This window comes from Agrobacterium sp. 16-2014-1-2a (assembly GCF_053522705.1).
On sequence record NZ_JBNWBX010000001.1, the window covers coordinates 539,468 to 563,517 of the forward strand.

The following is a 24,050-nucleotide window of genomic DNA, read 5'->3' on the forward strand; positions in this document are numbered from 1 at the left end:
ATGCTGAGAGATACAAAAAACAAAGACAATGGCGGAAAAGATCCGCAAGAAACGGCAGCCGCCATACTTGGCTGGCTGGCAAACGAGCCGGAAATGCTCGGGCGTTTTCTGGCGCTGAGCGGATTGCAGGCCAATATGCTGCGCCATGCCGCCCACGATCCCGGCTTTCTGGCGGGGCTCACCGATTTTCTGATGAGCCACGAACCAGACCTCATGGCCTTCTGCGCGGCGACCGACACATCCCCCGAAACGGTTGCCGCTGCCTGGCACCATTTTTCCGGCCCGGGACTGGATTCGGGTGAGTATTGACAGACCACCCCTTGAGCCACCGTCACGGCCGGAGTATGGTTGGCGACGTTCTGGTTTTGTTTTCGGCCCATGTCCACGTCGCATCTTTATGATCCCGGTTTTTGCCGCGACTGTCTGGCCGGCCAGCCAGCGGACCTGAGGCGTTGTCGCGCCTGTGGCAGTCCCCGCCTCGTCTACCATGACGAACTCTACGACCTCAGCATCGCCCATATCGATTGCGACGCCTTTTACGCCTCCGTTGAAAAACGGGACAATCCCGAGCTTGCCGACAAGCCGTTGATCATCGGCGGCGGAAAACGCGGCGTGGTTTCCACTGCCTGCTACATTGCCCGCATCCAGGGCGTGCGCTCCGCCATGCCGATGTTCAAGGCGCTGGAAGCTTGTCCGGACGCCGTGGTCATCAAGCCCGACATGGAAAAATATAGCCGCGTCGGCCGTCAGATCCGAACCATGATGCAGGATTTGACGCCGCTCGTGCAGCCGCTATCCATAGACGAGGCGTTTCTCGATCTTTCCGGAACGGAGAGGCTGCATCACGATCCACCTGCCCGGGTTCTGGCGAAATTTGTGAAACGGGTGGAAAAAGAAGTGGGCGTGACCGTCTCGGCCGGGCTGTCCTACTGCAAATTTCTGGCCAAGGTCGCGTCCGACCTTAAAAAACCGCGCGGCTTTTCGGTGATCGGCGAAGCGGAAGCGCTTTCCTTTCTGGCAGCACGGCCCGTCACGACGATATGGGGCGTTGGAAAGGCGTTTGCGGCGACGCTGGAGGCGGACGGCATCCGCATGATCGCGCAGTTGCAGGAGATGGAGGAAGGCGACCTGATGCGCCGCTATGGCGTGATGGGACAACGGCTGTTCCGGCTTTCGCGCGGTATCGATGAACGGCACGTGCACAATAACGACCCCGTGAAAAGCGTGTCTTCCGAGACCACCTTCTTCAACGATATTTCCCGCCACGAGGACCTCGTACCGATCCTGCGGTCGCTTTCCGAAAAAGTTGCCTGGCGCCTGAAGAAGAGCGGCATTTCCGGCCAGACGGTTGTACTGAAAATGAAGACGGCCGATTTCAAACTCCGCACCCGCAACCGCAAGCTTGATGACCCGACCCAGCTTGCCGACCGCATATTCCGCACCGGCCTTTCGCTGCTTGCGAAAGAAACCGACGGCACCAAGTTTCGCCTGATCGGCATAGGTGTCAGTGATCTGCGCGATGCGGACCTTGCCGATCCTCCCGATCTCGTCGACAGGCAGGCAGAACGGCGGGCGGCGGCGGAAGCGGCAATGGACAAGCTGCGCGACAAGTTCGGCAAGGGCAGCGTCGAGACCGGCTACACTTTCGGCACACGCAAATAGCGGCCATGCCGCTTGCAAACGCCGTGAAACCCTGCGGCCTGCAACACCCCGCCCATATTTTAGATATTACACAAATTAGTGATGTGGCAGACGCCCTATCCTTAAACTTCATTAAACTTCGCGTGGTTGAGTAAACGAAGTTTTGTGCATGTGGTGTATTGCGTCATGTCCCTTCGCTTCCGTCTTCTGACCGGCATGCTGTCGGCCAGCATTCTTGCCTTTCCGGCGCTTGCCGCCGACAACAAGTCCCTGCAGATCGTCGTTTCGAAAAGCGATCAATCGCTGGCGCTTTACGAGAACGGCGAGATCGTTGCTACATCCAAGGTCTCAACCGGCAAGGCCGGGCATGAGACGCCGAGCGGCATTTTTTCGATTCTGGAAAAACGCAAATACCACGAATCGAACATCTACTCGGCCGCGCCCATGCCTTTCATGCAGCGACTGACATGGTCGGGCATCGCGTTGCACGAAGGCAAGGTGCCGAATTACCCGGCCTCGCATGGCTGCGTGCGCCTGCCTTCGAAATTCGCGCAGTCGCTGTTCGGCGAGACCCGCTATGGCGTGCATGTCATCATCACCGACCGGCCGGTTTCTCTGCGCTCCGTACAACATTCAGCCCTGTTTGAGCCGCGGGACGATGCCGATGACGGCAAGCTGCTTTTATCCGACGTCGAGCTGCGCCCCGCGACCTTCGACGCCGTATTGGGCACCGTTGAGGTGGCCGTGAATGAAAAAACGCAAGCCATCAAACCGATGGCCAAAGGCAAGGAGCCCTCGCCCTTGCGCATCCTCATCACCCGGCGCGGCGAGCGCGAAAAGGTGATGGATATTCAGGCGGTACTGACGCGCCTTGGCTTCGATGCCGGCGCACCGGACGGCTATACCGGAGAAATGACGATCAGCGCCGTCAACGGGTTCAAGCGCTGGAAGGGGCTGAAAACCACCGGGCCGCTACTGACCGACGATTTCGTCGCTGCGCTTTACGCATCCGCCGGCGAAGATCATCCACCGAATGGCCAGATCATGGTGCGACAGGATTTCAAGCCGCTATTCGAGGCTGCGATCGACATCAAGGATCCCGAGGTGGCACTCGGAACGCATTTCTTCGAAGCCGTTGCCGTCAACCGCGCAGCCGGAACCGCCGAATGGAATGGCGTAACACTGGAAAACCATCTGCCGGCCGCAGCCCGCAAGCGGCTCGGCATCACCGTTACCGAAGCGCCCGGTGGCTTTGACCAGCTAAGCGCCGTGCTCGATCGCCTCGAAATACCGGCTGAAATTCGCTCCCGAATCGAGAAAGAGCTTTCAACCGGCAGTTCGATTACCGTTTCCGACCTCAGTCACCAGATGGAGACAGGGGTGGGGACGGACTTCATTACCGTGACAAAGGAAGGGCCGGTTTGAGGGCTTGAGGCCTCACACCAGCTCCACATCAACAACGCCGGGGGCAGAGCGAAGTGCGGCGGCGATCTCAGGGGAAATACGGTATTTCTCCGTCAGCTCCACCTCGATCTCACGGCTCCCCTCGTCCTTGATGACGATGAAATAAACCGATCCGTCACCTTTGGTATTGAGGTGGCGGGCGACGGTTTTCAGCGGGCCAGAATCGCGCACATAAACCCGCAACGCCTTTTGCATTTGGACGGATTTCTCCTCGAGCGATTGCGCCGTCTGGATGCGAAGACCGATGCCTTCCGGGCGCTCTTCCGCCTGCACGGTGATAACAAGCGATTTGCCCACCTCGAGCAGATCGCGAAACTGGGCAAGCCCTTCGGAAAACAACACCGCCTCATATTGGCCGGAGGCATCGGAGAAGGTGACGATACCCATCTTGTTTCCGGTCCGGGTCTTGCGCTCCTGCTTGCCGGTGACGGTGCCGGCCAGACGCCCGGCGGTCGCACCCTGTTTCACTGCGGCGGAAAAATCGGCGAAATTCTGCACCCGCAACTTTTCCAATACGGGGCGGTAGGTATCGAGCGGATGTGCGGTCAGGTAAAAACCGAGCACCTGATATTCGCGCAGCAGTTTTTCCGAGGCGAGCCACGGCTGGAAGGCAGGCAGGATGAGCTTTTCCGGACCGCTTGCGCCGCCGGAGCCGAACATGTCCGACTGGCCGGTAACGCGGCTTTCCTGCGCGCGTTGCGAATAACCGATGATACGGTCCAGCCCGCCGATCATCTCGGCGCGGTCGCGGCCAAAACAATCGAAACCGCCAGCGTTGATGAGGCTTTCGAGCACACGCCGGTTGATCTGCTTCGGATCGATGCGCAGGCAGAAATCCTCCAGGCTTGCAAATGGCTTGCCGTCGCGCACGGTAACGATGTGTTCCACCGCGCCCTCGCCCACGCCCTTGATGGCGGCCAGCGAATAATAGATGCGGTTCTCACCCGTCTCGAACTGCCGGAAGGACGTCTGCACCGAAGGTGCCACGACCTCTATGCCGAGACGGCTGGCATCCTGGCGGAAATCATTGAGTTTTTCCGTGTTGGCCATATCCAGCGTCATGGAGGCAGCGAGGAACTCCACCGGATAATGCGCCTTCATATAGGCGGTCTGATAGGACACGATGGCGTAAGCGGCGGCGTGGCTCTTGTTGAAGCCGTAATTGGCAAATTTCGCCAGAAGGTCGAAGATGGTGTTGGCCTGAGGCTTCGACACGTTGTTTCTGATCGCGCCGTCGACGAAGCGCTCGCGCTGCTGGTCCATCTCCTCCTTGATCTTCTTGCCCATGGCGCGGCGCAGAAGATCGGCTTCGCCGAGCGAATAACCTGACAGAACCTGGGCGATCTGCATCACCTGTTCCTGATAGACGATAACGCCCTGCGTCTCCTTCAGGAGGTGGTCGATGGTGGGGTGGATCGACTCCAGTTCCTCCTCGCCATGCTTGCGGGCATTGTAGACCGGAATGTTTTCCATCGGACCCGGACGATAAAGCGCCACCAGCGCAATGATGTCCTCGATGCAGTCCGGGCGCATGCCGATAAGCGCCTTGCGCATGCCGGCACTTTCCACCTGGAACACGCCGATAGTTTCACCGCGTGACAACATCTCGTAGGTTTTGGCGTCGTCCAGCGGAATTGCGGCGAGATCGACCTTGATGCCGCGTTTGGCAACGAAATCGACGGCAACCTTCAGCACCGTCAGCGTCTTCAGACCGAGAAAGTCGAATTTGACGAGGCCTGCGCTTTCCACCCACTTCATGTTGAACTGGGTAACCGGCATGTCGGAGCGCGGATCGCGATACATCGGCACCAGCTTCGACAGCGGCCGGTCACCGATGACGATACCGGCAGCATGGGTGGAGGCGTGACGGTAAAGCCCCTCGATCTTCTGGGCGATATCCAGAAGTCGGGCAACGACGGGTTCCTTGTCCGCCTCTTCCTGCAGACGCGGCTCTTCCTCGATCGCTTTTGACAGCGGCGTCGGATTGGCCGGGTTGTTGGGTACCAGCTTGCAGATCTTGTCCACCTGCCCATAGGGCATTTCCAGCACGCGGCCGACGTCGCGCAATGCCGCGCGAGCCTGCAACGAACCGAAGGTAATGATCTGCGCCACCTGCTCGCGGCCATATTTGCGCTGCACGTAGCGGATCACCTCTTCGCGGCGGTCCTGGCAGAAGTCGATATCGAAGTCGGGCATCGACACGCGTTCGGGATTGAGGAAGCGCTCGAACAGCAGCGAGAAGCGCAGGGGATCGACATCGGTGATGGTCAGCGCATAGGCCACGAGCGAGCCTGCACCCGAACCGCGGCCGGGGCCGACCGGAATATCCTGCTGCTTGGCCCATTTGATGAAGTCCGCAACGATCAGGAAGTAACCTGGAAAACCCATGCGTTCGATAACGCCAAGCTCGAAATCCAGCCTGTCGCGATATTCCTGCTCTGTGTAGCCAGGTGCCATGCCGAGGGCCGCAAGGCGAAGATCAAGACCTTCGACGGCCTGACGGCGAAGCTCTTCGGCCTCTGCCCGTTGCGCCGCTTCGGGATCGTCGCTGGCACCGGTGAAGCGCGGCAGGATCGGCCCACGCTTCTTCAGCACATACGAGCAACGCATTGCGATTTCGACGGTGTTTTCCAGTGCCTCCGGAAGGTCGGCAAACAGCTCCGCCATCTCCTCACGGCTTTTCATATAATGGTCGGGGGTCAGGCGGAACCGGCTGTCATCCGAAACGATGGCGTTATGCGCCACCGCCATCAATGCGTCATGCGCCTCATAATCGGCCCTCGAAGGGAAGAACGCCTCGTTGGTGGCGACCAGCGGAATATCATGTTCATAAGCAAGTCCAATCATACGCCGCTCATGGACGCGGTCGAAACCGGACTGACGCTGCAATTCGATATAAAGCTTGTCACCGAAGAGTGATTTCAGCGCCAGCAGGCGTTCTCTCGCCTGCGCCGCATGCCCTTCCTTCAGAGCCATATCCACCGGACCACCGGAGGCACCCGTCAGCACAATCAGCCCGGCATTGGAGGCTTCCTCCAGCCATGCACGGGTAATATGCACGGACTGGCCACCGCTTTCGCCTTCCAGATAGGCGCGGCTGATAAGGTCCACCAGCCGCTCGTACCCTCCGGCATCAGCCGCGAGCAGCACGATGGCTGGAAGCTTGGCAAGGTGGCTGTTGTGATTGCGGCGATCATCCACCGCATCCTGCATGTCGATCGACACCTGACAGCCGATAATCGGCTGCAAGCCCTCATCACGCGCCTTTTCGGAAAACTCCAGTGCGACGAAAAGATTGTTGGTGTCGGTAATGGCTATGGCCGGCTGGCCGTCTGCAACGGCCTTGGACATAATTTTCTTGAGGGGTAAAGCCCCCTCAAGCAGGGAGTAAGCGGAGTGAACCCGCAGATGGACGAAACCGGGTGTTTTCAGCGTTTCGCCAGAGGTCTCTCCACGCGTAACCGTCTCGCCCATATCGTCATCCTGTCATTCTGAATCGAGGGGGCGATTTTCCGATTTTCGGCCTTCAAAGTCCACCGCCTTTCGGCGTCTATACAGGCTTCTGCGCCGGTGTGCCCTTCACAGGGCAGTGAGGATCACCGAAAAGCTGGCGACGAACACAGCGATGGAGGCGAAAGCGGCAACGTCACGGATGAAATCAGTCATTGGTCTCTCCTTACTCGTTATGTTCTAACTTTGTTCTCATTTTGTTCGATTGTCAACAGGCTTTTATTGATAGTCTCCTTGCTAACGCGGCAGAATCGGCTGCGGTTCCACCTTCGTGAATGGCAAGCCACTGACTCCAAAGCAAAAAAACCCGGAGGCAAAAACACCTCCGGGTTCGTGAAAATTCAATTGTGGAAGGACGAGTGGCTTCGCGGGAAACCTGAACGTAGACAGACTCAGCCGCAGAAAAGATCGCAAAGGCGGCGCTATGGTCGCCTTACTGCATCACGATCAGAAGTCTACGATCTTGCCGTCTGCAAGCGTCACGCGGCGGTCCATGCGGTTGGCAAGCTCGTGATTATGGGTGGCGATCAGTGCGGCAAGGCCGGACTGGCGCACCAGCGCTTCCAGCGCATCGAACACGTAATGCGCGGTCTCGGGATCGAGATTGCCGGTCGGCTCGTCGGCGAGAAGCAGGAGCGGTGCGTTGGCAACGGCACGCGCGATCGCCACACGTTGCTGTTCACCGCCGGAAAGCTCAGCAGGGCGATGTTCGCCGCGATGGCCGACCCGCATGTAATCGAGCAGCGCGCTCGCACGCTTGCGGGCCTCGCCCTGCGTCAAACCGGCGATGAGCTGCGGCATCATCACATTCTCCACCGCCGTGAACTCCGGCAGCAGATGATGGAACTGGTAGACAAAACCGATGTCGCTGCGGCGGATCGCCGTGCGCTTTTCATCCGGCAGACCATTGCAGGGCGCGTCATTGATGAAGACCTCGCCAGCATCCGGATGCTCGAGAAGCCCGGCGAGATGCAGCAGCGTGGATTTTCCGGTGCCCGAGGGGGCAACAAGCGCCACCATCTCACCACTCTTCAACTCGAAATCGGCCTTGCGCAGAATGGAGAGCGACGTCTCGCCCTGACCATAGGTCCTCTCGACGCCGGTAAGCCGCAGCACTGATTTTTTTGCCATATTGTGAAGCGGTCCTTATTCGTAACGCAGGGCCTGCACCGGATCGAGCTTGGAAGCCCGCCATGCCGGAAAGATGGTTGCCAGGAAAGAAAGCGTCAGCGCCATGATGACGACGGTAATGGTCTCGCTGATATCCATTTCGGCCGGAAGCTGGCTGAGGAAATAGAGCTGCGGATCAAACAGCACCGTGCCTGATACCCAGGAGAAGAACTGCCGGATCGATTCCACATTGAGGCAGACGATGACGCCGAGTGCCACACCGGCGAATGTGCCCACCGTGCCGATGGCAGCTCCCGTCATGAAGAAGATACGCATGACGGCGCCGGAACTGGCGCCCATGGTGCGCAGAATGGCGATATCGCTGCCCTTGTCCTTAACCAGCATGATGAGGCCGGAAATGATGTTGAGCGCCGCCACCAGAACGATGAGCGTCAGTATCATGAACATCACGTTTCTTTCCACCTGCAGGGCGGAAAAGAAGGTCTGGTTACGCTGTCTCCAGTCGGTGATATAGATCTGCCGCTCAGCTGCCTGCTCCACCAGCGGGCGGATGCCGTCGACATTGTCTGGGCGACTGACGTAAAGCTCGATGGATTGCACCAGGCCTTCGGCATTGAAATAAAGCTGGGCTTCGGACAGCGGCATATAGATCATCGACGCATCATATTCCGACATGCCGATCTCGAAGACGCCCGAAATCTTGTAGGATTTGACGCGCGGGTTGACACCCATCGGCGTCACATCGCCTTCAGGCGAAATGAGGGTGATATCGTCGCCCGCCGTCACGCCAAGCTGTGCGGCAAGCCTTGAGCCAACCAGAACCCCGTCGCCCGCCATGAAGCCGACGAGATCGCCGGTTTTGACGTTGGTGGCGACTTCCTTGATCTTGTCGATATCGTCCTGGCGAACGCCGCGCACGAGCGCACCGGAGCCGGCGCCACCGCGACCGGAGGCCAATGTCTGCCCCTCTACCAGCGGCAGGGCCATCGTCACGCCCGGAATGGCGGAGAACTTCTTCGCCAGCTCATCGTAATTGTTGAAGGGCTGGTCGATCGGCTGGACGATCATATGGCCGTTGATGCCGAGAATGCGCGAAATCAGCTCGGTGCGAAAACCGTTCATGACAGCCATGACGATGATAAGCGTCGCGACGCCCAGCATGATGCCGACGAAGGAAAAGCCGGCGATGACGGATATGAACGCTTCCTTGCGCCGCGACCGCAGATAGCGCCAGGCCACCATGCGCTCGAAAGCAGAAAACGGCCGGGCGGTCCTTTCCCGGGCGGAAGGAGCCGCACCCTTGTCAGCCTCGGCTTTTGCCATGTCGTCTCCCTGATCTGAACTTGAAAGGCCGGTTTTCACAAAAAACCGACCCCTGATCTTGATCTCATAAAGCTGGAGCGGATTTCAGGCGAAAACCGCTCGTCACTTTCACCATTTCGCGCTTAGCCAAGCACCCTGTTCATTGCCGCTTCGATTGTGACGGTTTCACGGTCGCCGGTCTTGCGATCCTTCACCTCGACTTCACCGTTCGCTGCCGAACGTGGGCCGACGATGATCTGCATCGGCACGCCGATCAGGTCAGCAGTCGCGAACTTCTGGCCCGCGCGGTCGTCCGTATCGTCATAAAGAACATCCTTGCCGGCATTGGAGAGCGAGTAATACAGCTTTTCGCACGCCGCATCACAGGCTGCGTCACCTGCCTTCATGTTGATAATCACGACATCGAAAGGAGCGACCGAAGCCGGCCAGATGATTCCGTTCTCGTCATGCGATGCTTCAATGATGGCGGGAACAAGGCGTGTCGGGCCAATGCCGTAGGACCCCATGTGAACGGGGTGTTCCTTGCCATCAGCACCCTGCACCTTGGCGCCCATCGGCTCGGAATATTTGGTGCCGAAATAGAAGATGTGGCCGACTTCGATGCCGCGCGCGGAAAGGCGCTGGCCATCGGGAATGGCGTCATAAGCAGCTTCGTCGTGCATTTCCGAGGTGGCGGCATAGTCGGCCGTCCATTCGTCGAAAACGCCCTGAAGGGCTGCGACATCGTCGAAGTTGGTATCATCGGCGGGGATGGCGCGGTCGAGGAAGCTCTTGTGGCAGAAGACTTCGGATTCGCCAGTATCGGCCAGAATGATGAATTCGTGGCTGTGATTGCCGCCAATCGGGCCGGTATCGGCACGCATGGGAATGGCGCGCAGGCCAAGCCGTTCGAATGTGCGCAGGTAAGCCACGAACATCTTGTTATAGGAGTGGATCGCGTCTTCCTTGGTCAGATCGAAGGAATAGGCATCCTTCATAAGAAACTCGCGCGAGCGCATGGTTCCGAAACGGGGGCGCACCTCGTCGCGGAACTTCAGCTGAATATGATAGAGGTTCAGCGGCAGGTTCTTGTAGGATTTCACATAGGACCGGAAGATGTCAGTGATCATCTCCTCGTTAGTGGGGCCATACAGCATCTGGCGGTCCTGACGGTCCTTGATGCGCAGCATTTCCTTGCCGTAATCGTCATAACGGCCGCTCTCCTGCCACAGCTCAGCCGTCTGCAGCGTCGGCATCAGAAGCTCGATCGCGCCCGAGCGATCCTGCTCCTCGCGGATGATCCTGTTGACCTTGTCCAGAACGCGCTTGCCGAGCGGTAGCCAGGAATAGATGCCAGCCGATTGCTGCCGGATCATGCCCGCACGCAGCATGAGGCGATGGGAGACAATCTCCGCTTCCTTGGGGTTTTCCTTCAGGATGGGCATGAAATAACGGCTGAGACGCATGACGACTTCCATTGGTATGGGCAACAACACGCAAAGGCGCGGGAATCGCCCCGAATAGAGGGATATTGGCGCCGTACATAGCTGTTTCTGACCAAGAAGAAAACCCGCCATGCAAAGACCTGCCCAGGCGATTTCGTGGCATTTTCGCGATAGCTAATTCGCGTCAAAACGCTTTGGCCGGAATATTATTCTTGATCCGGTGCGACAAATTGCACCACAGGGAATTTTTTGCCGACTGTAACAAATATGCAAAAAATGAGATGACAAGCATGGGTGATTGGGCTAACTTTAGCTCACAAAAGAGGCAGGAAGTCTAAATTCTTGCCGTTTTCGCGGTCAGTCTTGGGAGGATTCGATCTTAGGCGCGCTTGTCGCTGCCCCGGTAACGGTTACAGATCACGCGAAACCTGAAAAACAAGGCTGAAATGCCTTGTTTTTTTTTGATTCCGGCGAAGTTCACAACCCCGAATGGTTATTTCGGTAAAATTGTGACAGCGAATTGCCCGCCAGACACTCTCATGGTGTGTGCACGACTGATATGACATCCATGTGACAGCACTGGCGCATCTTGTAGCGACCGTTCATAAAACGGCAGCACAGCTTATGTTGCCTTAAATCGCATCACGAAGCCCACCACGCTGCAAATCTACGGCGCGCTTAATCCTGGCGCGTGGGTGAAGTGCTTCAGTCGAAAACCGGGATAATTCTCGGAAGGTCGTCCATGCTGACGCCGAACCACCAGGTTACGCCGTACCAGAGCCCGCAGATCAAAGCCGATATCAGCGTTGTCCACAACACGATGCGCCCGCCCCTGAACCTTGACGGGGCGCTTGCAACCGTGCCAATCGCCACATCGCCGTCTTCCTCCTGAGTGCGAAGGCCAATCGGCAGCACAACGAAAAGCACCGTCCACCAGACGATGAAATAAATGGCGAAGACCGAAAGAAGCGGCATGACGTCCTCCTGCGTGATGCGCCCCTTGTAACGCATTCATCCGCGAACCGGAATCACTTCCCTGCAAGATGTATAAAAAGCTGCAAGAGAGGAGAAGGAACGATCGCGGACGGCGATTGCGTCATGTCCGAGATGGCCCGGACATGACGGGGCGTGACGGTTTGAAAACCCGGGATTTTCCGGTTCAGACCTTGGTGACGAAAACCGTCACGATCGGCTTCTTGCCCCATGCCTGATTGGCAGCGGCGCGTACGGCGCGGCGCACTGACTCGCGCAGCAGCGCAAGATCCTTGCGGCGGGCCCGAGGGATGCTTTCCACGGCGCCGAGTACGGCGTCATAGAGCGTATCTTCCATGTCCTCGCCCTCATCATCGAATTCCGGCAGGCCGAAAGGTACGACATCGGGATCTCCGAGGAAGTCGTAGCGGCTGTCCAGCAGCACATTGACGGAGACATGGCCGGCGAAGGAAAGCTTGCGACGATTGCTGATCCCCATCTCGTCGAGGTCACCGATGAGGTTGCCGTCCTTGAAGACGCGGCCGTGCGGTGCGTCGTTGATGACTTCCGCAGGACCAGGCGCCAGACGCAGAATGTTGCCGTTACGAACCTTCGGCACCTGAGAAATGCCGGCCTGTTCAGCCAGTTCCTTCTGCGCCACCAGATGCGCCGCCTCGCCATGCACCGGCACCAGGATTTGCGGCTTGGTCCATTCGTACATCCTCAGAAGTTCGTTACGGCGGGGATGGCCGGAGACATGCACCAAAGCCTCATTGTCGGTAACGATATGGATGCCCTGCTCTATCAGGCCGTTCTTGATCTCGATGATCGCCTTTTCGTTGCCGGGAATGGCGCGCGAGGAAAATACTACCGTATCACCGGCAGCCAGCGCTACATTACGCATCTCATCGCGCGAAAGCTTGGCAAGGGCTGCCCGCGGCTCGCCCTGCGAACCGGTGAGAATGACGACCACCTTGTTGCGCGGAATATAGCCGTATTCGTCTTCAGCCAGGAACGGCTTGATACCTTCCATGATGCCGAGATCCTGCGAAACGTTGACGACGCGCTTCAGCGACGAGCCGAGCAGCAGCACTTCGCGTCCGGCAGCTTCCGCAGCCTGCGCGATGGAGCGGATACGGCCGACATTGGAGGAGAAGGTGGTGATGGCCACGCGACCCTCGGCATTTTCAATGATCTGGCGCAGCCCCTCAGACACTTCGTGCTCCGAAGGCGATACGCCGTCACGCAGCGAGTTGGTGCTGTCGCACATCAACGCCAGCACGCCCTCCTCGCCGATGGCGCGGAAACGCGCCTCATCCGTCAACGGACCGAGAGACGGCGCCTCGTCAATCTTCCAGTCGCCCGTGTGGATGACATTGCCAAGCGGCGTGCGGATGACCAGCGACATCGGCTCGGGGATCGAATGGTTGACACCGACGGCCTCGATTTCGAACGGGCCGACATTGATGCGATCACCCGCCTTGAACGGGGTGATTGGAATTTCGGCACGGCTGCCCTCATAGGCGCGCTTTGCCTCCAGCATGCCGGCGGTGAAACCCGAGGCATAGACGGGTACGTTGAGGCCCGGCCACAGATCGTTCAGCGCGCCGTAGTGATCCTCATGGGCGTGGGTGATGATGATGCCTTTGAGGTTCTTCTTCTGCTCGGCGATATAGCTGATATCGGGCAGAACCAGATCGACACCAGGCAGATCGAGACCGGCAAAGGTAACGCCGCAATCCACCATGATCCATTGGCGCTTGCTTTCCGGACCGTAGCCGTACAGCGCCAGATTCATGCCGATTTCACCGACGCCGCCAAGCGGCAGAAATACCAGTTCGTCCTGTTTAGTCATTGTTCTTCTTATCCACTCACGAGAGCGCGCTGGCGACGGCAATATGCCGCGCCCAGCCGCCCGTTTAACAGCATCGGACATGAAACATCATGATCGACCGGGCCGATGCGGAGCCGGTCTGTCACCCTGCTTTTCATGAGCAGCAGGAAAGCTCCAACCTGTGGGAAGAGGTTCGGCGCGGGTCTTTGAAGACACGCCGTCCACCTCATCCAAAAAACACGTCGCCGGCGGCGATGGAGCGCCTTGTGCCCTCATCCTCATCCAGCAGCAGATAACCATTATCATCAATTCCAACGAAACGCCCGCCGATCGAGCGATCCGGAAAATTGACGGTGATATGTTCGCCGATACCGCAGGCAGCCGCCCGCCATCCGGCCATGACACCGGAAACGCCCCTGCCCTCATCCCAGCTTTGCAGCACATCCGCTGTCTCGCGGAAGAGATGCGCGAACAGCTCGTCGGGGGAGCACGACGCCCCGTGTTCGGACAGCATGGTGACGGGATAAAGCGGATTTTCAGGCTTGTGGGCGATATTGATGCCGATGCCGATGACGATGGCGCGGCGTCCATCCGGCAGAAGTTCGGCTTCCATCAGAATGCCGCAGGTCTTCCGGCGCCCGATCAGCACGTCATTCGGCCATTTTATCTCTAGCGGTTCGCCACCCGTCGGTAACACAGCGCGAATGGCGCGGTAGACGGCGAGCGCAAAGGCAAGCGGCAATGAACCGATGCGGTCCATTGGCGCGGGATCGATGAGAAGAAGCGAAGCGTAGAGATTGCCTGGTTCAGACACCCAAGGCCGGCCGCGGCGACCGCGCCCGCCAGTCTGGCGGATGGCGGTGATCCACAGATTGCCGCCATCGCCTGCCCTTGCCCGGGCGAAACATTCTATGTTGGTCGATGGCGTTTCCGCCAACGCCTCGTGCCGGAAGTCATCGATGGACATCCGGCCCGTATGCTTGTGCGTATTGCTCAAAAGAACGTCTTTGCCGCAACCGTGACTGCATTGCCGAGCGCACCACCGAAGACGATGAAGGCGACGACGAACAGTCCAGAGAGCGCATAAACGATTTTCAGTTCGCCAGCCGGACGCTCGAAGCTGCCCTTGGCTTCATCGAACCACATGACCTTGACGACGCGGATATAATAATACGCACCGACAACCGAGCCGATCACACCGATGACGGCAAGCGGATAGAGTTTGGCTTCAATGGCAGCAAGGAAGACGTAGTACTTGCCGAAGAATCCGGCAAGCGGCGGAATGCCGGCAAGCGAGAACATCAGGATCGTCAGAACAACTGCCATGAAGGGGTTGGTGGACGAAAGCCCGGCCAGATCCTCGACATTTTCGACATTGCCGATTTCCTTGCGACGCATGGAGAGAATGCAGGCGAAGGTGCCGAGCGTCATGACCATGTAGATGGTCATGTAGAGAATGACGCCCGAGATACCCGCCTCGGTGCCCGCCGCAAGACCAACCAGCGCGTAACCCATGTGACCGATGGAAGAATAGGCCATCAGGCGCTTGATGTTCTTCTGGCCGATTGCCGCGAACGAGCCGAGCAGCATGGAGGCGATGGAGATGAAGACGACGATCTGCTGCCAGTCGGCAAAGACCGGCTGGAAAGCGTCAACAACGATGCGAACGAAGATCGCCATGGCACCGATCTTGGGGGCGGCAGACAGGAAGGCCGTGACCGGTGTCGGCGCACCCTCATAAACATCCGGCGTCCACATGTGGAACGGCACGGCGGAAATCTTGAATGCCAGACCGGCAAGAACGAAAACCAGACCGAAGACGAGGCCGAGCGAACGGGTCTCCGCCGTCAGAACCTGGGCGATTTCGGTAAAGCCGGTATTGCCGGTAAAGCCGTAAACCAGCGACATGCCGTAAAGCAGCATGCCCGAGGAGAGCGCACCGAGAACGAAATATTTCAGGCCCGCTTCGGTGGAGCGCAGGCTTTCCCGGTTGATGGCGCAGACAACGTAGAGTGCAAGCGACTGCAGCTCCAGCGCCATATAGAGCGAGATCAGGTTGTTGGCCGAAATCATCAGCAGGATGCCGAGCGTCGCCAGAACCAGAAGCACCGGATATTCGAACCGGCCGACCGGCTCAAAACGGCTCTGGCCGACAGAAAGGATCATGGCGGTGATCGAGCCGATCAGCGCCAGCACCTTCATGAAGTTGCCGAAGGCATCGGCGACGTAAACGCCGCCGAAAGCCACACCCGAAGCGGGCGCAAAGACGATCCAGAGACCGACGACGAGCAGCAGGGCCACGGAGAGGCCCGTGACCGTCGTTGTCGACTTGTCGCCCGAGAAGACGCCAATCATGAGCAGCGCCAGCGCGCCGACCGCAAGGATCAGCTCGGGCGTCGCGATGTGCAGACTGGCAAAAAGAATTTCAGCGGTCATGTCCAACGGGTCCTGTCGTCAATTCATAGAAAGCGCAACATTTTGCGCCGCCTGCAATGCAGCCGTATAGTTGTTTACCAGAAGATCGACCGAAGCGGCTGTCGCATCGAAAACCGGAGCCGGATAGACGCCGAAGAAGATCGTCAGCGCAACCAGCGGATAAAGGATGACCTTTTCGCGGGTTGACAGATCGAGCATCGATTTCAGGCTTTCCTTCTCAAGCGCACCGAAAATCACGCGGCGGTAGAGCCACAGCGCGTAAGCGGCCGAGAGGATGACGCCGGTTGCCGCAAACAGCGCGACCAGCGTGTTGGCGCGGAATACGCCGATCAGCGTCAGGAATTCACCAACGAAGCCGGAGGTGCCGGGCAGACCGACATTGGCCATGGTGAAGATCATGAAGGCGACGGCATATTTCGGCATGTTGTTCACGAGACCGCCATAGGCAGAGATCTCACGGGTATGCAGCCGATCGTAAACGACGCCGACGCAGAGGAAGAGCGCGCCCGACACGATGCCGTGCGACAGCATCTGGAAGATTGCGCCCTGCACGCCCTGCACATTGGCCGCGAAGATGCCCATGGTCACGTAACCCATGTGCGCGACGGAGGAATAGGCGATCAGCTTCTTGATGTCGTCTTGCATCATCGCCACCAGCGAGGTGTAGATGATGGCGAGAACCGACAGCGTGAAGACGAAGGGAGCGAAATAGTCCGACGCCAAGGGGAACATCGACAGCGAGAAACGGATGAAACCGTAACCGCCAAGCTTCAGCATGACGCCTGCCAGAATGACGGAACCCGCGGTCGGCGCCTGCACGTGCGCATCCGGCAGCCAGGTGTGTACCGGCCACATCGGCATCTTGACCGAGAAGGCGGCGAAACAGGCAAGCCATAGCCAGGTTTGCATGCCGGCCGGGAAGCCGTATTTCAGAAGTTCGGTCATGTCTGTTGTGCCGGACTGCCAGTACATCGCCATGATGGCGAGCATGGTCAGAACCGAGCCGAGCAGCGTGTAGAGGAAGAACTTGTAGGATGCGTAGACGCGATCCTTGCCGCCCCAGACGCCGATGATGATGAACATCGGGATCAGCGTTGCTTCGAAGAAGACGTAGAAAAGAACCGTATCCAGCGCCACGAAGACGCCGATCATGACAACTTCCAGAAGCAGGAAGGCGATCATGTATTCCTTGATGCGCTTTTCAACCGACTGCCAGCTTGCCAACACGCAGAAAGGCATGAGGAAGGTGGTGAGGATGACGAACAGCATGGAGATGCCGTCGACGCCCAGATGATAGGCGGCGATGTTGCCGAACCATGCGTGTTTTTCCACCATTTGGAAACCGGGGTTCGAATTATCGAAGCCGATCCAGACGAACAGCGAAACCAGAAAGGTGAAAACGGTCGTCAGCAGCGAGACGTTGAGAATATTGCGGCGACCGTAAGGGCCGTTCTCATTGGTCAGCAGCAAGAGCACCACGCCGACGAGCGGCAGAAAGGTGACCGTTGAAAGAATTGGCCAATCGGTCATCAAAACGCACTCCCGAGCATCATCCAGGTGACAAGCGCCGCGATGCCGATCAGCATCGCAAAGGCATAGTGATAAAGGTAACCGGATTGCAGGCGGACCATGCGGTTGGTCACGTCAACCACACGCGCTGCAATGCCGTTCGGTCCGTAGTGGTCGATGACGGCCACGTCGCCCTTCTTCCACAGGAAGCGGCCAAGCGCCTTTGCGGAACGCACGAACAGGAAGTCGTAAAGCTCGTCGAAATACCACTTGTTCAAGAGGAACTGATAGAGGCCGCGATGGGTCGCTGCCAGACGCTTCGGCGTCTCCGGCGACTTGATATACATGTACCATGCGGTGACAAAACCAAGCGCCATGGCGAAGAACGGGCTCCACTTGACCCACAGCGGAACATGGTGGAACTCGTCAAGGATTTCATTTTCCGGAAGCGTGAAGAGAGCACCCTTCCAGAACTCGGCATATTCATGGCCGAAGAAGTAACCTTCGAAGACAACACCGGCGAAAATCGCGCCGACGGTGAGGATGAAGAGCGGGATCAGCATGACCATCGGCGATTCATGCACATGGTGCATCACGTCAGCCGAAGCGCGCGGCTTTCCGAAGAAAGTCATGAACGCCAGACGCCAGGAATAGAAGCTGGTGAACAGCGCGGCGATGACCAGCAGCGTGAAGGCGAAACCTGACAGCACCGAATGGGACGCATAAGCGGATTCGATGATCACGTCCTTCGAGAAGAAGCCGGCAAAGCCGATCATCGTGCCCGGAATGCCTACACCTGTCAGCGCCAGCGTGCCGACGGTCATCGTCCAGAAGGTGATGGGGATATGCTTGCGCAGGCCGCCCATGTAACGCATGTCCTGCTCGCCATCGACGGCATGGATAACCGAACCGGCGCACAAGAACAGCAGTGCCTTGAAGAAGGCATGCGTGAAGAGGTGGAACACGGCCGCGCCATAAGCGCCGACGCCAAGTGCCACGAACATGTAACCGAGCTGCGAGCAGGTCGAATAGGCAATCACGCGCTTGATATCGTTCTGCACGAGACCGACGGTCGCTGCGAAGAAGGCGGTGATGGCGCCGACCAGCGTCACGACGGTGAGCGCATCATGCGACAATTCGAACAGCGGCGACATGCGGGCAACCAGGAAGACACCGGCGGTGACCATTGTTGCGGCGTGAATGAGGGCGGACACAGGGGTCGGGCCTTCCATCGCGTCCGGCAGCCAGGTGTGCAGCAGGAACTGCGCCGACTTACCCATGGCGCCCATGAAGAGCAGCAGGCAGACGCCCGTCATCGCATTGGCCTTGTCCAGCTGCATGCCGAACAGGTTGATGACGGTTTCGGTGGAAGCTGCACCTTCAGCCGGCAGATAGGTGCTGGCGGCAGCGAAGATGGTCTCGAAATTGATCGAGCCGAACAGCACGAAGACGCCTGATATGCCGAGAATGAAGCCGAAGTCGCCAACACGGTTGACGATGAACGCCTTCATGGCAGCAGCAGACGCCGAAGGCTTCTTGAACCAGAAACCGATCAGCAGGTACGACGCCAGACCAACGCCTTCCCAGCCGAAGAACATCTGCAGCAGGTTGTCGGAGGTCACCAGCATCAGCATGGCGAAGGTGAACAGCGAAAGATAGGCAAAGAAGCGCGGACGATGCGGATCGTGGTGCATGTATCCGATCGAATAGAGGTGCACCAGAGTCGAGACGGTGTTGACGACGACGAACATGACAGCCGTCAGCGTGTCGATGCGGAACGCCCATTCAACGTCGATGCCGCCGGACTGGATCCAGCGCAGCACGGTGACCTTGATCACCTCGCCCGGCTCGCCATGGGCAAGCGCGACGGAGAAGAAGACGATCCACGACAGGACGGCAACCACGATCATCAGACCGGTGGTGACATATTCCGAAGCCTTGGCGCCGATCGACCGGCCAAACAGGCCGGCAATCAGGAAGCCGATCAGGGGAAGAAAGACGATAGCCTTGTAGATCATAGCCTTATCAGCCCTTCATCATATTGACGTCTTCGACAGCGATCGATCCGCGGTTGCGGTAGAAGACAACGAGTATTGCAAGACCGATGGCCGCTTCGGCGGCTGCGACGGTCAGAATGAACAGTGCGAAGACCTGGCCGACGATGTCGTTCAGGAAAGCCGAGAACGCCACCATGTTGATGTTGACCGCCAACAGGATGAGCTCGATCGACATGAGGATGACGATGACGTTCTTCCGGTTGAGGAAGATACCGAAGATGCCGATCGTGAAGAGGATCGCGCTGACCGTCAGGTAGTGGGAAAGACCGATTTCCATATTCTGTTTCCTTGGATCCGTTCGCGCCTTCAGATGCCCTGGCCCGGCTTGACCTTGACCGTGGTGACTGCGGTCTTCGGGTCACGTCCGACCTGCGTGGATATGTTCTGCCGCTTGATGTCGGTGCGGTGACGCAGCGTCAGCACGATGGCGCCGATCATGGCCACCAGCAGCACGAGACCGGCAAGCTGGAAGAAGTAGACGTAATTGGTATAGAGCACGTCGCCCAGCGCGGCCGTATTGGTGCGCACGGCCGGTGACGGGATCGGCATGGTAATCGATTTGGCCGCCTGCGGGTTGAGCACGCTGCCGCCGACCACGACGATCAGTTCAGCCGCGAGGATGATACCGATCAGCGCACCGATCGGCGCATATTGCAGCACGCCGGAGCGCAGCTCCGCAAAATCCACGTCCAGCATCATGACGACGAAGAGGAAGAGCACCGCCACCGCACCGACATAAACGACGAGCAGGATCATGGCGAGGAATTCGGCCCCCGTCAGCAGGAACAGCGCGGCTGCGTTGAAGAAGGTCAAAATCAGAAACAGCACCGAATGAACAGGGTTCTTCGATGCGATGACCATGAACGCAGACGCCACGGCGACGAAAGCGAATATATAAAAGAATACAGCGTGCAGACCCATGTTGGTGCCTTCTTGTCCTCATCCGGGCAAAGACCGCGCAATCGCGCGCTCTACCCGTTTCGTCCCTGCCGGCGATAACCGTGCAGGCTCTTTTACTCTTTCTTCGCTTCCCGGGGTCTCCCCCGGAAAGACGGTTGCGCCTTAACGGTAAGGCGCATCCAGTGCGAGGTTGCGCGCAATTTCACGCTCCCAGCGGTCGCCATTGTCGAGAAGCCTTTGCTTGTCGAAATAAAGCTCCTCGCGGGTTTCCGTCGCGAATTCGAAGTTCGGGCCTTCGACGATGGCATCCACCGGGCAGGCTTCCTGGCAGAAACCGCAATAGATGCACTTCACCATGTCGATGTCGTAACGCACCGTGCGGCGGGTGCCGTCATTGCGGCGCGGACCGGCTTCGATGGTGATCGCCTGAGCGGGACAGATCGCCTCACACAGCTTGCAGGCGATGCAGCGCTCTTCACCGTTCGGATAACGGCGCAGCGCATGCTCGCCGCGGAAGCGCGGAGACACCGGGCCCTTTTCGAAAGGATAATTCACCGTGGCCTTCTGCTTGAAGAAGTGGCGCATCGTCAGGAAGATCGCACCGACGAACTCCTTGAGGAACAGTGAATTGACGGCTTGGGAAAGGCTTGCCATCTCAAACTCCAGATTTCTGAGCGAGGAGTACGGACATCAACCGGCCCACCCCGTCAGCTTCAATACGAATGCAACAATAACGACCATGGCGAGCGACAGCGGCAGGAATACCTTCCAGCCAAGGCGCATGAGCTGGTCATAGCGGTAACGCGGAACGAAGGCCTTCACCAGAGCGATCATGAAGAAAACCATGCAGCCCTTGAGCGCGAACCAGACAATGCCCGGAATCCAGTTCAGGAACCACACATCCACGATCGGCAGCCAGCCACCAAGGAACAGGATCGTCGTCAGGCAGCAGATCAGGACGATCGCAGCATATTCGCCGAGCATGAACATCATGTAAGGCGTCGAGCCATATTCGACCATGTGACCGGCCACCAGTTCCGATTCCGCTTCCGGAAGGTCGAAGGGCGGACGGTTGGTTTCGGCAAGACCCGAGATGAAGAACACGATGAACATCGGGAACAGCGACAGCCAGTGCCAGTCGAGGAACGAGGCCGGCAGACCGATCATCGTGCCGAGGCCGGTGCGCTGCGCCAGAACGATATCCGTGAGGTTGAGCGAGCCGACGCACAGAAGCACGGTGACGATGACGAGGCCAATAGACACTTCGTATGACACCATCTGCGCCGCCGAACGAAGCGCGCCGAGGAACGGGTACTTCGAGTTCGAAGCCCAGCCGCCCATGATGATGCCGTACACTTCAAGCGAGGAAATCGCGAAAATGTAGAGAATGCCGACATTGATATTGGCAACGACCCAGCCATCGGCGAAGGGGATGACCGCGTAGGTGGCGAGCGCCAGCGTTACGGCAACCAGCGGCGCCAGAAGGAAGACCGCCTTGTTGGCGCCCGCCGGAATGACGGGTTCCTTCAGTATGAATTTCAAAAGGTCGGCGAAGGACTGGAACAGACCAAAGGGGCCGACGACGTTGGGACCACGGCGCAACTGCACGGCTGCCCAGACCTTACGGTCGGCAAGCAGAAGGAAGGCGATGGCCACCAGAAGGCAAACGAGAAGCAGCAGGGACTGGCCGACCATGATCAGCGCGGGCCAGACGTAGCTCCAGAAAAACGAATCCATAATCCCCTACCCTTACTCTGCCGCAGCCTGGAAATTGTTGCGGGCCAATGCGGAACACTCGGCCATGACGGCGGATGCGCGCGCAATCGGGTTCGTCAAATAAAAGTCTTTTACCGGCGAGGCAAACGCAGACTTATTGAGGCTGCCCGCGCGAGCGGCAAGTGCCTCGACATCCGCGCCGTTGCCGGCAACGATCTCATCGGTTTCCGCCAGATGCGGATGCGCGACATAAAGCTGGCCGCGCAGCGCCGACAGCGAATCGAACGGCAGCTTCTTGCCGAGCACGTCGGAAAGCGCACGCAGGATCGCCCAGTCTTCACGGGCCTCGCCTGGTGCGAAACCGGCGCGGTTGCCCACCTGAACGCGGCCTTCGGTGTTGACCCAGATACCGGATTTTTCGGTATAGGCCGCACCCGGAAGGATGACGTCGGCGTTCATCGCGCCATGATCGCCGTGGCTGCCGATATAGACGGTGAACTTGGCGCCCTTGTTCGACAGGTCGATTTCATCAGCGCCGAGCAGGAAGAGAACGTCCATGGACGTTACCATTTCGGCAGCAGCAACACCGCCCTCGCCCGGCACGAAGCCGATGTCGAGACCACCTACGCGGGCAGCGGCGGTGTGAAGCACCGAGAAACCGTTCCACTCTTCGCTGATTGCGCCAACCGAAACGGCAAGCTTCGCAGCGGCCGCGAGAACGGCTGCACCATCGGCGCGTGCCAGAGCGCCCTGGCCGATGATGATCAGCGGGTTGTTGGCGGACTTCAGCTTCTCAATGAAACTGTGAGAGCCATTGGCGAGATCGGAAAGCGTTTCCGCGCCGGAGCCTAGATATTCGTAGTTGTAGCGCAGCTCACCGGCTTCGCCGATCACGCCGATCGGGAAACCACCGCGACGCCAGCGCTTGCGGATACGTGCATTGAGCACGGCCGCTTCATAACGCGGGTTGGCGCCGACGATCAGCAGCGCATCCGCGTGCTCAATGCCTTCGATTGTGGAATTGAACAGGTAGCTGGCGCGACCCAAAGACGGATCAAGCGCTGCGCCATCCTGACGGCAATCGACATTGGCCGAGCCGAGCGACGCCAGAAGCGACTTCAGCGCGAACATTTCCTCGACGGAAGCAAGGTCACCGGCAATCGAGCCGATCTTGCTGCCGCTGGTTGCGGCAACCGCCTGCTTGATAGCGCCGAAGGCTTCGCCCCAGCTTGCGGGCTGCAAGCGGCCATCCTTGCGGACGTAAGGGCGGTCGAGACGCTGCGTCTTCAGGCCGTCCCAGATGAAGCGGCTCTTGTCGGAAATCCACTCTTCGTTGATTGCCTCGTTGACACGCGGCATGACGCGCATGACTTCGCGGCCACGGGTATCGACGCGGATTGCCGAACCGAGAGCGTCCATCACGTCGATGGTTTCGGTCTTGTTCAGTTCCCACGGACGGGCAGTGAAAGCGAAAGGCTTGGAGGTGAGCGCACCGACCGGGCAAAGATCGACGACGTTGCCCTGAAGCTCGGAGGTCATTGCCTGCTCGAGATAGGTGGTGATTTCAGCGTCCTCGCCGCGGCCGATGAGGCCGAGTTCGGCGATGCCAGCAACTTCCGTGGTGAAACGGACGCAGCGCGTGCAGTGGATGCAGCGGTTCATCACCGTCTTGACGAGCGGACCGATATATTTGTCTTCAACCGCACGCTTATTTTCCGCGTAACGCGAACCGGCGATACCGAAGGCCATAGCCTGGTCCTGCAGGTCGCATTCGCCGCCCTGGTCGCAGATCGGGCAATCGAGCGGGTGGTTGATGAGAAGGAACTCCATCACGCCTTCGCGGGCCTTCTTGACCATCGGCGTGTTGGTGAAAACTTCAGGCAATTCGCCATTCGGGCCGCCGCGAACGTCGCGCACGCCCATGGCGCAGGATGCGGCGGGCTTGGGCGGTCCGCCCTTCACCTCGATGAGACACATGCGGCAGTTACCCGCGACCGACAAGCGCTCATGAAAACAAAAGCGCGGAACTTCAGCACCAGCCTCCTCGCACGCCTGCAACAGCGTGAAATGATCCGGAACCTCGATCTCTTTACCGTCAACCTTGAGCTTTGCCATGGTTCTACTTACGTCCTG

Annotated in this window: 18 protein-coding genes; 3 read left to right on the top strand and 15 right to left on the bottom strand. The window is 58.7% G+C overall.

Annotated elements, in window-relative coordinates; all coding sequences use genetic code 11:
- From ACQZ45_RS02665 to ACQZ45_RS02675, 3 genes are all read left to right on the top strand, one after another.
- The gene (locus ACQZ45_RS02665) at positions 1-309 is read left to right on the top strand and encodes a DUF3572 domain-containing protein (protein ID WP_003512709.1); all 309 of its coding nucleotides are present in this window, start codon (positions 1-3) and stop codon (positions 307-309) included.
- A gap of 69 nt (positions 310-378) precedes the next feature.
- Positions 379-1,662 carry a DNA polymerase IV gene (locus tag ACQZ45_RS02670; RefSeq protein WP_025593266.1) on the top strand — a complete coding sequence of 428 codons (1,284 nt, stop codon included), beginning with the start codon at positions 379-381 and terminating at the stop codon, positions 1,660-1,662.
- Between the two features lie 165 nt (positions 1,663-1,827).
- Positions 1,828-3,066: a L,D-transpeptidase family protein gene (locus tag ACQZ45_RS02675; protein ID WP_003512703.1), complete on the top strand. Its 1,239-nt coding sequence runs from the start codon at positions 1,828-1,830 to the stop codon at positions 3,064-3,066.
- Positions 3,067-3,078: 12 nt separating this feature from the next.
- Here the strand turns inward: ACQZ45_RS02675 and dnaE are convergent, their stop codons facing one another.
- The 15 genes from dnaE to nuoG form a co-directional block, all read right to left on the bottom strand.
- Positions 3,079-6,579: a DNA polymerase III subunit alpha gene (gene dnaE, locus ACQZ45_RS02680; protein WP_003512700.1), complete on the bottom strand. Its 3,501-nt coding sequence runs from the start codon at positions 6,577-6,579 to the stop codon at positions 3,079-3,081.
- Positions 6,580-7,062: 483 nt separating this feature from the next.
- Positions 7,063-7,746 carry an ABC transporter ATP-binding protein gene (locus tag ACQZ45_RS02685; RefSeq protein ID WP_013635957.1) on the bottom strand — a complete coding sequence of 228 codons (684 nt, stop codon included), beginning with the start codon at positions 7,744-7,746 and terminating at the stop codon, positions 7,063-7,065.
- Between the two features lie 15 nt (positions 7,747-7,761).
- Positions 7,762-9,069 carry a lipoprotein-releasing ABC transporter permease subunit gene (locus tag ACQZ45_RS02690; protein ID WP_003512696.1) on the bottom strand — a complete coding sequence of 436 codons (1,308 nt, stop codon included), beginning with the start codon at positions 9,067-9,069 and terminating at the stop codon, positions 7,762-7,764.
- A 122-nt stretch (positions 9,070-9,191) separates the two neighbouring features.
- Positions 9,192-10,514 (bottom strand): proline--tRNA ligase, encoded by a 1,323-nt coding sequence (gene proS, locus ACQZ45_RS02695; protein ID WP_003512695.1) that lies wholly within the window; start codon positions 10,512-10,514, stop codon positions 9,192-9,194.
- A gap of 684 nt (positions 10,515-11,198) precedes the next feature.
- Positions 11,199-11,504: a DUF1467 family protein gene (locus tag ACQZ45_RS02700; RefSeq protein ID WP_003512694.1), complete on the bottom strand. Its 306-nt coding sequence runs from the start codon at positions 11,502-11,504 to the stop codon at positions 11,199-11,201.
- Positions 11,505-11,652: 148 nt separating this feature from the next.
- Positions 11,653-13,320, bottom strand: a complete 1,668-nt coding sequence (locus ACQZ45_RS02705) for a ribonuclease J (protein ID WP_003512693.1) — start codon at positions 13,318-13,320, stop codon at positions 11,653-11,655.
- A 205-nt stretch (positions 13,321-13,525) separates the two neighbouring features.
- Positions 13,526-14,266 carry a biotin--[acetyl-CoA-carboxylase] ligase gene (locus tag ACQZ45_RS02710; protein WP_026330818.1) on the bottom strand — a complete coding sequence of 247 codons (741 nt, stop codon included), beginning with the start codon at positions 14,264-14,266 and terminating at the stop codon, positions 13,526-13,528.
- Between the two features lie 26 nt (positions 14,267-14,292).
- A complete protein-coding gene (nuoN, locus tag ACQZ45_RS02715; protein WP_003512691.1) occupies positions 14,293-15,735 on the bottom strand; it encodes an NADH-quinone oxidoreductase subunit NuoN in 1,443 nt (480 codons plus the stop codon).
- A gap of 18 nt (positions 15,736-15,753) precedes the next feature.
- Positions 15,754-17,265, bottom strand: coding sequence for an NADH-quinone oxidoreductase subunit M (locus tag ACQZ45_RS02720; protein ID WP_013635953.1), 1,512 nt, complete (start codon positions 17,263-17,265; stop codon positions 15,754-15,756).
- A complete protein-coding gene (gene nuoL / locus ACQZ45_RS02725) occupies positions 17,265-19,262 on the bottom strand; it encodes an NADH-quinone oxidoreductase subunit L (protein ID WP_013635952.1) in 1,998 nt (665 codons plus the stop codon). Before nuoL ends, ACQZ45_RS02720 begins: the two co-directional genes overlap by 1 nt.
- Before the next feature lie 7 nt (positions 19,263-19,269).
- Positions 19,270-19,578 carry an NADH-quinone oxidoreductase subunit NuoK gene (nuoK, locus tag ACQZ45_RS02730; protein ID WP_003496445.1) on the bottom strand — a complete coding sequence of 103 codons (309 nt, stop codon included), beginning with the start codon at positions 19,576-19,578 and terminating at the stop codon, positions 19,270-19,272.
- 29 nt (positions 19,579-19,607) lie between these two features.
- Positions 19,608-20,222 (bottom strand): NADH-quinone oxidoreductase subunit J, encoded by a 615-nt coding sequence (locus ACQZ45_RS02735; RefSeq protein WP_003512680.1) that lies wholly within the window; start codon positions 20,220-20,222, stop codon positions 19,608-19,610.
- Positions 20,223-20,363: 141 nt separating this feature from the next.
- On the bottom strand, positions 20,364-20,855 hold the full coding sequence (gene nuoI, locus ACQZ45_RS02740; protein ID WP_003512679.1) for an NADH-quinone oxidoreductase subunit NuoI: 492 nt from the start codon (positions 20,853-20,855) through the stop codon (positions 20,364-20,366).
- Between the two features lie 36 nt (positions 20,856-20,891).
- Positions 20,892-21,938: an NADH-quinone oxidoreductase subunit NuoH gene (gene nuoH / locus ACQZ45_RS02745; protein ID WP_003512677.1), complete on the bottom strand. Its 1,047-nt coding sequence runs from the start codon at positions 21,936-21,938 to the stop codon at positions 20,892-20,894.
- Between the two features lie 12 nt (positions 21,939-21,950).
- Positions 21,951-24,032: an NADH-quinone oxidoreductase subunit NuoG gene (gene nuoG / locus ACQZ45_RS02750; protein ID WP_003512675.1), complete on the bottom strand. Its 2,082-nt coding sequence runs from the start codon at positions 24,030-24,032 to the stop codon at positions 21,951-21,953.
- Positions 24,033-24,050: the final 18 nt, after the last annotated feature.

What these genes read in the sequence shown, in the direction of transcription:
- ACQZ45_RS02720 (WP_013635953.1), bottom strand. Translation starts at nt 17,265, where the DNA reads ATGACCGATTGGCCAATTCTTTCAACGGTCACCTTTCTGCCGCTCGTC.
- dnaE (WP_003512700.1), bottom strand. Translation starts at nt 6,579, where the DNA reads ATGGGCGAGACGGTTACGCGTGGAGAGACCTCTGGCGAAACGCTGAAA.
- ACQZ45_RS02690 (WP_003512696.1), bottom strand. Translation starts at nt 9,069, where the DNA reads ATGGCAAAAGCCGAGGCTGACAAGGGTGCGGCTCCTTCCGCCCGGGAA.
- ACQZ45_RS02710 (WP_026330818.1), bottom strand. Translation starts at nt 14,266, where the DNA reads ATGTCCATCGATGACTTCCGGCACGAGGCGTTGGCGGAAACGCCATCG.
- ACQZ45_RS02675 (WP_003512703.1), top strand. Translation starts at nt 1,828, where the DNA reads ATGTCCCTTCGCTTCCGTCTTCTGACCGGCATGCTGTCGGCCAGCATT.
- nuoK (WP_003496445.1), bottom strand. Translation starts at nt 19,578, where the DNA reads ATGGAAATCGGTCTTTCCCACTACCTGACGGTCAGCGCGATCCTCTTC.
- ACQZ45_RS02735 (WP_003512680.1), bottom strand. Translation starts at nt 20,222, where the DNA reads ATGGGTCTGCACGCTGTATTCTTTTATATATTCGCTTTCGTCGCCGTG.
- nuoG (WP_003512675.1), bottom strand. Translation starts at nt 24,032, where the DNA reads ATGGCAAAGCTCAAGGTTGACGGTAAAGAGATCGAGGTTCCGGATCAT.
- ACQZ45_RS02705 (WP_003512693.1), bottom strand. Translation starts at nt 13,320, where the DNA reads ATGACTAAACAGGACGAACTGGTATTTCTGCCGCTTGGCGGCGTCGGT.
- ACQZ45_RS02685 (WP_013635957.1), bottom strand. Translation starts at nt 7,746, where the DNA reads ATGGCAAAAAAATCAGTGCTGCGGCTTACCGGCGTCGAGAGGACCTAT.
- nuoL (WP_013635952.1), bottom strand. Translation starts at nt 19,262, where the DNA reads ATGATCTACAAGGCTATCGTCTTTCTTCCCCTGATCGGCTTCCTGATT.
- nuoI (WP_003512679.1), bottom strand. Translation starts at nt 20,855, where the DNA reads ATGGCAAGCCTTTCCCAAGCCGTCAATTCACTGTTCCTCAAGGAGTTC.
- nuoN (WP_003512691.1), bottom strand. Translation starts at nt 15,735, where the DNA reads ATGACCGCTGAAATTCTTTTTGCCAGTCTGCACATCGCGACGCCCGAG.
- ACQZ45_RS02700 (WP_003512694.1), bottom strand. Translation starts at nt 11,504, where the DNA reads ATGCGTTACAAGGGGCGCATCACGCAGGAGGACGTCATGCCGCTTCTT.
- proS (WP_003512695.1), bottom strand. Translation starts at nt 10,514, where the DNA reads ATGCGTCTCAGCCGTTATTTCATGCCCATCCTGAAGGAAAACCCCAAG.
- ACQZ45_RS02665 (WP_003512709.1), top strand. Translation starts at nt 1, where the DNA reads ATGCTGAGAGATACAAAAAACAAAGACAATGGCGGAAAAGATCCGCAA.
- nuoH (WP_003512677.1), bottom strand. Translation starts at nt 21,938, where the DNA reads ATGGATTCGTTTTTCTGGAGCTACGTCTGGCCCGCGCTGATCATGGTC.
- ACQZ45_RS02670 (WP_025593266.1), top strand. Translation starts at nt 379, where the DNA reads ATGTCCACGTCGCATCTTTATGATCCCGGTTTTTGCCGCGACTGTCTG.